Source organism: Psittacicella hinzii (genome assembly GCF_003585885.1).
Taxonomy (GTDB): Bacteria; Pseudomonadota; Gammaproteobacteria; order Enterobacterales; family Psittacicellaceae; genus Psittacicella.
This window is the reverse complement of sequence record NZ_NRHC01000035.1, coordinates 1-8,316: the sequence shown is the minus strand read 5'-3', so window position 1 is coordinate 8,316 and position 8,316 is coordinate 1. Positions and strand designations below refer to the sequence as shown.

Genomic DNA, 8,316 nt, shown 5'->3' with positions numbered 1-8,316 from the left:
GAAAACGGGAAAATAGGTTTTATTGCCTAAAAAATAAATTACAAATTGGTTTTTAAGTTGAGAGACAACTACTGTAGGCAATTAGTTGATTTTTAGAGATCTAGAGGTTTTTGTAATTTATTTTTTAAGTAAAGGCTCTCGGTTTTGATACCGAGAGCCTAGTTGATAGGGGAATTTACTAATTGAGTAATTTGCTTCTTGGTTTACTAATTAGGTAATTTGGTGATTGAGTAATTTAGTTTAACTTTTTGTATGCTTAGTCAAGAAAATGTTCAAATTGAAAGAACTTAGAAGCTTCTTGAGCTTTTGCAGGATCATTAGTTTTACTTAAGATATCAGCTTCAACTAATTTCTTGATATCAACCACTTCACCGTTTTGCGTATATTCAATGTTTGGCGTAAAGTTAGAGCCAACAGCTAGGTTTTCTGTTGCTTCTAATTCTTGACGTAATTGTTTTTCAGTTGCAGGCGTGATTTCCCCAATTTGGTGAATCATGCCAATAAGACCGCTAGCTTGAATAACTTCATGGAACTCTGCTACTTTTTCAGCAGGCACAGTGAAAAGTAATTGGTAGTCTTCGCCACCTTTAAGCGTTAGTAAGCGCGGAGATGGGAGAAGAAGCTTACTCATATCTGTCATTGCAACAAATGGTGCGATATACGGGTGCATAGGTAAAGAGCTTAAATCTACTCTAGCATTAACACGACTTAATTCAAGAATATGACGTAAGTCACTTGCAAGCCCGTCAGAGATATCCATACAAGCATTTACATAACCATGGAAGCGTTGTACAAATTTAAGTAAAACTTGCGGGTGTAAGTTTTTTACTAAAAGGGTTTTTGCCATGTCATGGTAGAAACTAATTTTCTCTTGATCTTCTTTAAGATCAGCGCGAATGATGTCAGTTAAATCTAGTTCTTTACTTGTAATTAGTGGAAAACGTTCACTCTTATACAAGCCTTGGGTACTAATCCCAACTTCCATTGCTGGAGTTTGACTTAAAATACCACTAAGTTGGTTTTTTGTTGCTTTTTTATCTTTCTCGATCTTCGCGACTTCTTTTTGGTGTAAATGCTCAAGTAGTTTAAAACCAAGGTAAGCTCCACCAATAGTTCCTGTTATGTAGATACGGTCACCAACTTTTGCTTGATCGCGACGTAAAGCTTTACCAGTTGGTACTGTACCTTGAGCCGTAATGGTTACTGAAAGTTCTTTACCCTTAACTGTATCTCCACCAATTAGCTTTACATTGTAGGTATTTAAAGCGTCAAATAGTCCAGCACTAAATGCTTCTAACCAAGTAGGATGGGCTTGCGGTAAAGTTATTGATAAACTAACCCAAGTTGGAACTCCACCTTTAGAGACAACGTCAGAAAGGTTAGTAGTAACAGCTTTATAACCCAGATCATATGGGTGCACTTCTGGATAGAAGTGAGAGTTCTCTACCATAGTATCAGTAGTAACTAAAAGGTCATATCCAGCTTGAAGTTGAACAATTGCGCAGTCATCACCTAAAGCATTACTTTCGCTTACCATAGGGTGACCTAGAAGATCTGCTTGTCTACCAGTAAAGTATTGTGAGATAAGTTTAAACTCACTTAATGACATTTCTCCTCCCAATAAGAAGTATCGAATCTTTGATGATTTGAAGAATTTTTAGGAAAAAGCTTTAACTTAAAGATTTGCAACTATAGCAATTAAAGCTTATGTGGTTAAAGTTTGTAAGTTAAATCTTGAAGTGGTTAAAATCTTTTGATTCAGAATTTTTGCAGATAAGAATTTTGCGGTTAATGCTCTTACTAATTTGCGGTAAGGAAAAGCTCAAGAGATCGCAAATTTCTTTGCGCTCCTTGAGCTGTCCAAAAATTATAAATTAGAATAATTTTCTTACTTTTAATGTATGCGGAACTTCTCTTAGTTCAGCAACTAGATCTTGTGCTACTTGCACATCTGCGTTGATGTCAATTACTACATAACCAATCTCTGGGTTAGTACTTAAGAATTGACCGGCAATGTTGATGTTGTTTTTAACAAACACTTGGTTAATTGCATTTAACACACCTGGCTTGTTTTGGTGAATGTGCAGTAAACGGATAGAGTGAGAGTGCTCTGATAAAGTAACTTCTGGGAAGTTAACCGCAGTTGCAGTTGAACCATTGTCAGAGTATTTCACAAATTTAGCCGCAACTTCAGCACCAATATTAGCTTGTGCTTCTGCGGTTGAACCACCCACGTGTGGTGTTAGGATTACATTATCAAATTCTCTTAATGGAGAAAGGAATTCTTGCCCCGCACCTTTTGGTTCTTCTGGGAAAACATCAAAAGCAGCACCACGTAGTTTACCTGAACGTAAGCTTTCTACAGCTGCGTCAATATCAACTACTGTACCACGAGCTGCGTTTAAGAGTACTGCACCGTCTTTAAATTTGGCTAGTACTTGCGCATTAATTAGATTTTTTGTAGATTCGTTTTCAGGAACGTGTAAGCTTACAATATCAGCTTGAGATACAAGTTCGTCTAAAGAGCCAACTTGACTAGCATTCCCCATAGGAAGTTTATTTTCAATATCAAAGAAAATAACTTTTAAGCCAATAGATTCAGCAAGAACTGATAACTGACTACCTATGTGTCCATAACCAATAATCCCTAAAGTTTTACCACGTACTTCGTTAGCATTTGAAGCAGATTTGTTCCAAATACCACGGTGTACTTCTGCGTTAGCTTTAGCAAGGTTACGGTAAAGCAGGATCATTTCCCCTAACACCATTTCCGCTACTGAACGGGTATTACTAAACGGAGCATTAAAAACTACAACCCCGTGTTGCGCAGCTGCAGTTAAATCTACTTGGTTAGTCCCAATGCAAAAACAACCAATAGCAATTAGTTTTTCTGCATGCTCAAGTACTTCACGAGTAATATGAGTACGTGAACGAATACCAATAAAATGTGCATCTTTAATAGCATCAAGAAGTTCTTGACCTTCAAGCGCTTTAGTATGGTATTCAATATTGGTGTAACCAGCATTTTTAATAGTTTCTACTGCTAGAGGGTCTACACCTTCTAGAAGAAGAAACTTAATTTTATCTTTAGCTAATGATACTTTTGTTTGCATGTTTGTGAAATAGAAAAGTTAAATAATTATAAGTAAAAAAAACCGATTAAGGTTATTATTGCACGTCAAAGCTGTACTGCGAATGTAGAGCTATGTTGTGACTTTAAATCTAAATCTTTATTGCGTTTTTTAAACAACTTTTAGAGAAGATTTTAATCTAGGTAAGTAACGTAATCATCAAGATAGTTTAATTTTTTATCTTCTCTTTCTTTACGTTCTTTTGCTGTGCCAGAAAGGATAAAAGCAACAATTTGGTCATCAGCTTCACAGTTGAAGTGAGCACGAATTGCTGTACCTTGTACCCATTTAGCAGTGATCCAAACATTGTCATAACCAAGAGCATTAGCTGCTACTTGAGTTGCATAAGTTGCACAACCAGCGGTAACTAATTGTTCCCAAGCTGGTGCTTTTTTATGGTTAGGATCGATTTTTGCAACAACGACAATAACTTGAGGGGCGCGGGTTGCAAACTTTTTAGCTTTGTCTTGGAATTTTTCAGGTAAGTCAAGTTCACGACAGCAATCTAACATTAAGTCAGAAAGTTTTTGTAACTGCTCTTGACCTTCAACTACGTAAAAGTGGTAAGGCTTTAAGCTACCGTGATCAGGAACACGTAAAGCTGCTTTAAAAATTTCGTTTAACTCAGCACGACTAGGTGCAGGCTCAACTAATTTTTTCTCCGAGAAACGGGTTTGTAATAGTTTAAGAGTTTCCATAATTTTATCCTGAAAAGTTAGAGTTTGTATTTTGTTACTATAATAAACGATTTCTCCTTTAAATGCTTAAGCAAAACTAGCTAGTTAGTGATAAACTATTATCTTACTAACAAAACCTAACGTTTTTAGAGAGGTAACCCTCCTTATTTATAGGTAATTTAATGCAAAGTATTGAAAAGTACAATATCTTAATCGCTTCGATAAATGCCTTTAAACAACAGCGCCATAAGCTTGGACAAGCTTACGGTTTAGAACAAAAGTTTAGCAATAAGCAATTTGCTGAACTTGATTTAGCCCAGTATTTAAATGTAGACGCAACTAAAGATCCTGAACAGGCTTTAGCTAATTTTCGTAAGATTAGAGCTCTACTCCAACAAGAAGAACAAGCAACTGATCTAATTAATTATAAAATTGATTTACGTCACTTAATTAAATTACGTCGTCAAAAAATTGCTCATTTAACTCAAGAGACTAATTTAGATTTTTACGTAAAGAAATTCTTTGACCACATAATTAATAGAGATAGTATTTTACGTGAAGCACGCCGAGCTTTTATCACGCAGTTCTTGACGATTAAAAAAGAAGAGGAAATCAAATTCCAATTAGCTTCACTTGAAGCCCGTGCTTCAAGTGATTTAAAACGTTTTTTACCGGAATTAGTAAAACTATATCATCGTTTTGCTCGTTCTTTTTTCAGTCTAGAACAACTAGCTAATATTTTAGACACTGCGGAAAAAAGACCTTTAATTAATGAGCAAGGCGTTAATATGGGACGCTTGCTAGAAATTCAAGGTTTAGCAAAAGCAGATCGTAACTATGTTAAACAGTTAATGCGTCAAGCTGCCGTAGATAAAGAAATCAATATTGATTTTGATCTAACCATTGGTGGACGTGACTACTATCTCCTTGATACCGAGTTACCTTCAATTTTTTACGCTTATCCAAATTCGCATTATCTTGCTTCAGCAAGTCTTTATGATCATATCTTTACCATGGGTGAAGAAAGTAATAATCTTGCAAAAGCAGTAGAGACAGCAAGTAATCTAAAGAACTCATTAAATTACAATTTTAAAGAAGATCGTAAAATTCAATTAATGAGTTTTAATATCGATATTATTTACAATAAGCGTAAAAAAGAGCATGAGCAAATGTTCTCCGAGGGAGCTGCACGTGATTGGTTCCTCTCGCCAGATGCAAGCGGTGAACTAGTGCGTGCTTATCTGGGGATGTTAAACAGCCAAGAGTTTATTGAACTAAGAAACTTTGCTCCAGAGCAATTCCCCGAGATCAACTTCCCATTTATTGCTTTATACCAAGCACTGCAAAGTGAATTAAATGCTTACTTTACCCTGACGCAATCAGCGCAAGTTAAAGCAGGGGTGCGTAAAGCGATTTCTTTTTCAGGTAATGATGAAGTTTTAGAACTAATCAATGTTTTACTGGCAAACTGTCAAACATTCCAGCATAGATACAATGTGATCTTGCAAGTTCTGGAAACTTTAAGTGAAAAAGAAGTTGATCAAGCTAAGCTAGAGCAACTCTTAAATAGTTCAGCGAGCTCGGCAGAGATCAAAGAAGCAAGTGAAGAACTCTTAGCTAACCTCTTTGCTAGCGACAAACAGCTAGAGGAGCAAGGTAAAGAACAAGAACCTCTACATACTCAAGTCAAATTTGACCGTAGAGAGCTTGAATTACCTCTGTCACCAACTGCGGTACGTTATGCGCAATTTTTATATGGCTCTAACTATGATATCCGTAGTGGTTATATTGGTCTTTACTTTAGTGAGAAAGGTGAGTTCCCAACGCAAAATCTAATTCGCTTATTAGTGGCAACAGGTTATAAAGTTGCTTTACCAGTAATGCGCAAAAAAGGTAAAATGGTATTTGCGCCAGTGAGATCACTTGACTTTACAGATCCGCAATACTACAAACGCAATAACTATGGTATTTTAGAACCTGTAATTGAGAATAACGCTCCACTGGTGCACAACTCAGATTTACTGGTAGTTGCGACTCCACTAGTAGCGTTTGACCGTCAGTTAAACCGTTTAGGTATGGGCGGAGGCTACTATGATCGTTTATATTCTTACTTTAATAAAATTCATAGTAACCTTATGCCAGAGGGTGTGCTTGATGGCGTACTTGAACGTAAAAGTCCAATTAGCCCGCAGTTTATTGGTTTAGCTCACAAATGGCAAGAAATTCCATATTGCTACCCGCATCAACATGATCTCTCTTTAGATGATCTAGTGTTATACGATGTCACGCCAATGAGTGCAACAGCGCAGTTTAACCTAACTTACGATACTTTTAAAAATGGTGAGTTAACCGCTTACCTAGATTTAAAAGAGCAGTTAGAAAACTACCATGCTGGTTTAAAAGCTAAAGAAGATATACGTGAGTATATTTTACAAAAGCTTTTTGTTAGTCCTGCAGAGCAAGAAGCTACTGTTAGAGCAGCGCAAGCAGAATACGCGCAAGCTAAAGAGCAGTACGGGCAAAGTGGACAAGTACTTGATCCATATATTGCCAAGTATACTCGTACAGACAAGCATCAAGCTCATCTTGACTATACTGGCTATACTAGCACCCAAGAGTATGCTATCAATAAAGCTAAAGCTCGCGAGCAAGCTTTAAAATTCTTACAAGCAAGTTTAAATAAGTAAGAGCATAATCAATAAAAAGTCCTCACTTTGTTAGTGAGGACTTTTTATTTGGCGTACAATTTCAAACAGACATACCCCTGTAGCTACAGAGACGTTTAAAGAAGAAACAATACCCGCCATTGGAATTTTTACTAAAGCATCGCAGTTTTCACGGGTTAGGCGACGCATACCTTTACCTTCATTACCCATAACTAGAGCTAAACCGGTATTTGGGAATTGGTATTGGTAAATGTTTTGCTCTGCTTCTCCTGCAGTACCAACAATCCACACGCCATAGTCTTGTAGACGTTTTAACGTACGTGCTAAGTTAGTTACTTTAATTACAGGTAAAACTTCAGAAGCTCCTGAAGAGATTTTGCGAGCAACTGCAGTTAAGCTTGCGCTTTTATCTTTAGGGATAATTACCGCATCAACTCCAGCAGCTTCGGCACTACGTAAGCAGGCACCTAAGTTGTGAGGATCTGTAATGCCATCAAGAATTAAGAAGAAAGGTTTTTCTTTATGGCTAACAATTTCTTCAATGTAGTTTTCCCCAAACTCTTCCAGTTTACGTACCAGAGCAATTACTCCTTGGTGGGAAGCATCTTCAGGTACGAACTGTTCAATTTTTTCTTTGCTACTTGGAGTAGCTTTAATGTGTAATTTGTCGAGTTGCTCGAGAAGATTTTGTAAGCGTTGGTCGTTACGTTGCGCAACATACACCACTTCAACCACAGCTTTAGGACGAGCAACAAGTAGGGCTTCAATGGCATGGAAACCAAAAATAACTGAAGCTGACATAAAATCTTTATCCTTGTTAAATCTATTAAATCTCGAAAAATTTGCGCTCTTAGTATACCTTAAATAAGGTAAAACTAAATACTTTTATCATAGGAAACTAAGCCCAACTATATATTCAGAGCAAATTTTTCCTTAATTTACGTTCTTAAGAGAATTATAGACGTCATTTCTATAAAAACTTGCTATAATATAGGTATATAGTTGAATAAATTTAGTTGAAATACTATTTTATTTAAAATAACATCCAATTTTTTGAATCAAATACACAAAATAGCAATTTATACGTAACCACCTGTATAAGTTCACCCCTTGGTGGTTGTAATAATTTAAAGAGTTACGCACATGACAAAACATATCAATCCATATATCGAGCACGGTAAAAAAAACCAACATATCAAAAAAATGACCGTTTCTGTTCCAGTTGAAATTTATGAAACTATTCAACGTGAACGTCAACGTCGTATTGACAATAAAATGCGTCATGCTACAGCTTCAGAGCTTTTATGTGAAGCTTTTGCGCACGCATTTACCGGTCAACCTTTACCAACAGATGACGAGCTTTATCGTTACGTTTCTAAAGCAAAAGCAGAAAAGAATGAGCTTTTACGTAAAAAAGATCGTGATGAAAACATTAACAGTGCCACTGTTGTTGCCGATAGTTATGTAAATGCTGCTGATTTCCGTGAGCAATTACTGCACATTATTGAAAATGACATGCCATCTAAAGAGAAAATGATCCACATGTATCGTTTAATTAACTTACTTGTGATCTATGTTCTTTCTGATACTATGTCTCCTTACTTACTGCGTAGAGAATCACAAAAACTATCTGACGAAATCGAAAAAACTATTAAGTACAAAGATTTCAAAGAATTCATTGATTACAATGCTGACAGTACAAACCTGTTTGTAAACACAGCACGAGAAGTACAAAAAATCATTCGTGAGTTTGAAGAGTCTCGTGGCAAATAATAATACTCCCCTAGGCTTTACCTAGGGGAGGATTATTATTTGTTGTTAGCTGTCGCTAGCTGTGATTAG

General features: G+C 36.4%; 5 protein-coding genes and 1 pseudogene. 2 read left to right on the top strand and 4 right to left on the bottom strand.

Annotation, left to right across the window (positions count from 1 at the left end; all coding sequences use genetic code 11):
- Positions 1-256: 256 nt before the first annotated feature.
- The 3 genes from thiL to CKF54_RS03030 form a co-directional block, all read right to left on the bottom strand.
- Positions 257-1,609 (bottom strand): thiamine-phosphate kinase, encoded by a 1,353-nt coding sequence (gene thiL / locus CKF54_RS03040; protein ID WP_119524812.1) that lies wholly within the window; start codon positions 1,607-1,609, stop codon positions 257-259.
- A gap of 265 nt (positions 1,610-1,874) precedes the next feature.
- Positions 1,875-3,113, bottom strand: a complete 1,239-nt coding sequence (gene serA / locus CKF54_RS03035) for a phosphoglycerate dehydrogenase (protein WP_119524811.1) — start codon at positions 3,111-3,113, stop codon at positions 1,875-1,877.
- Positions 3,114-3,265: 152 nt separating this feature from the next.
- On the bottom strand, positions 3,266-3,829 hold the full coding sequence (locus CKF54_RS03030) for a nitroreductase family protein (RefSeq protein WP_119524810.1): 564 nt from the start codon (positions 3,827-3,829) through the stop codon (positions 3,266-3,268).
- Between the two features lie 161 nt (positions 3,830-3,990).
- On the opposite strand from CKF54_RS03030, the gene CKF54_RS03025 reads away from it, so the two are divergent.
- Positions 3,991-6,495 (top strand): 5-formyltetrahydrofolate cyclo-ligase, encoded by a 2,505-nt coding sequence (locus CKF54_RS03025; protein WP_119524809.1) that lies wholly within the window; start codon positions 3,991-3,993, stop codon positions 6,493-6,495.
- 30 nt (positions 6,496-6,525) lie between these two features.
- Here CKF54_RS03025 and rlmB read toward each other — a convergent pair whose 3' ends face one another.
- A complete protein-coding gene (gene rlmB, locus CKF54_RS03020) occupies positions 6,526-7,275 on the bottom strand; it encodes a 23S rRNA (guanosine(2251)-2'-O)-methyltransferase RlmB (RefSeq protein WP_119524808.1) in 750 nt (249 codons plus the stop codon).
- A 342-nt stretch (positions 7,276-7,617) separates the two neighbouring features.
- Here rlmB and CKF54_RS08255 point away from each other — a divergent pair.
- Positions 7,618-7,878, top strand: a pseudogene (locus tag CKF54_RS08255) (transcriptional repressor protein MetJ); the annotation flags it as partial.
- Positions 7,879-8,316: the final 438 nt, after the last annotated feature.

Excerpts from the sequence above, each read along its gene's own strand:
- thiL (WP_119524812.1), bottom strand. The coding sequence starts at position 1,609 with ATGTCATTAAGTGAGTTTAAACTTATCTCACAATACTTTACTGGTAGA.
- serA (WP_119524811.1), bottom strand. The coding sequence starts at position 3,113 with ATGCAAACAAAAGTATCATTAGCTAAAGATAAAATTAAGTTTCTTCTT.
- CKF54_RS03030 (WP_119524810.1), bottom strand. The coding sequence starts at position 3,829 with ATGGAAACTCTTAAACTATTACAAACCCGTTTCTCGGAGAAAAAATTA.
- CKF54_RS03025 (WP_119524809.1), top strand. The coding sequence starts at position 3,991 with ATGCAAAGTATTGAAAAGTACAATATCTTAATCGCTTCGATAAATGCC.
- rlmB (WP_119524808.1), bottom strand. The coding sequence starts at position 7,275 with ATGTCAGCTTCAGTTATTTTTGGTTTCCATGCCATTGAAGCCCTACTT.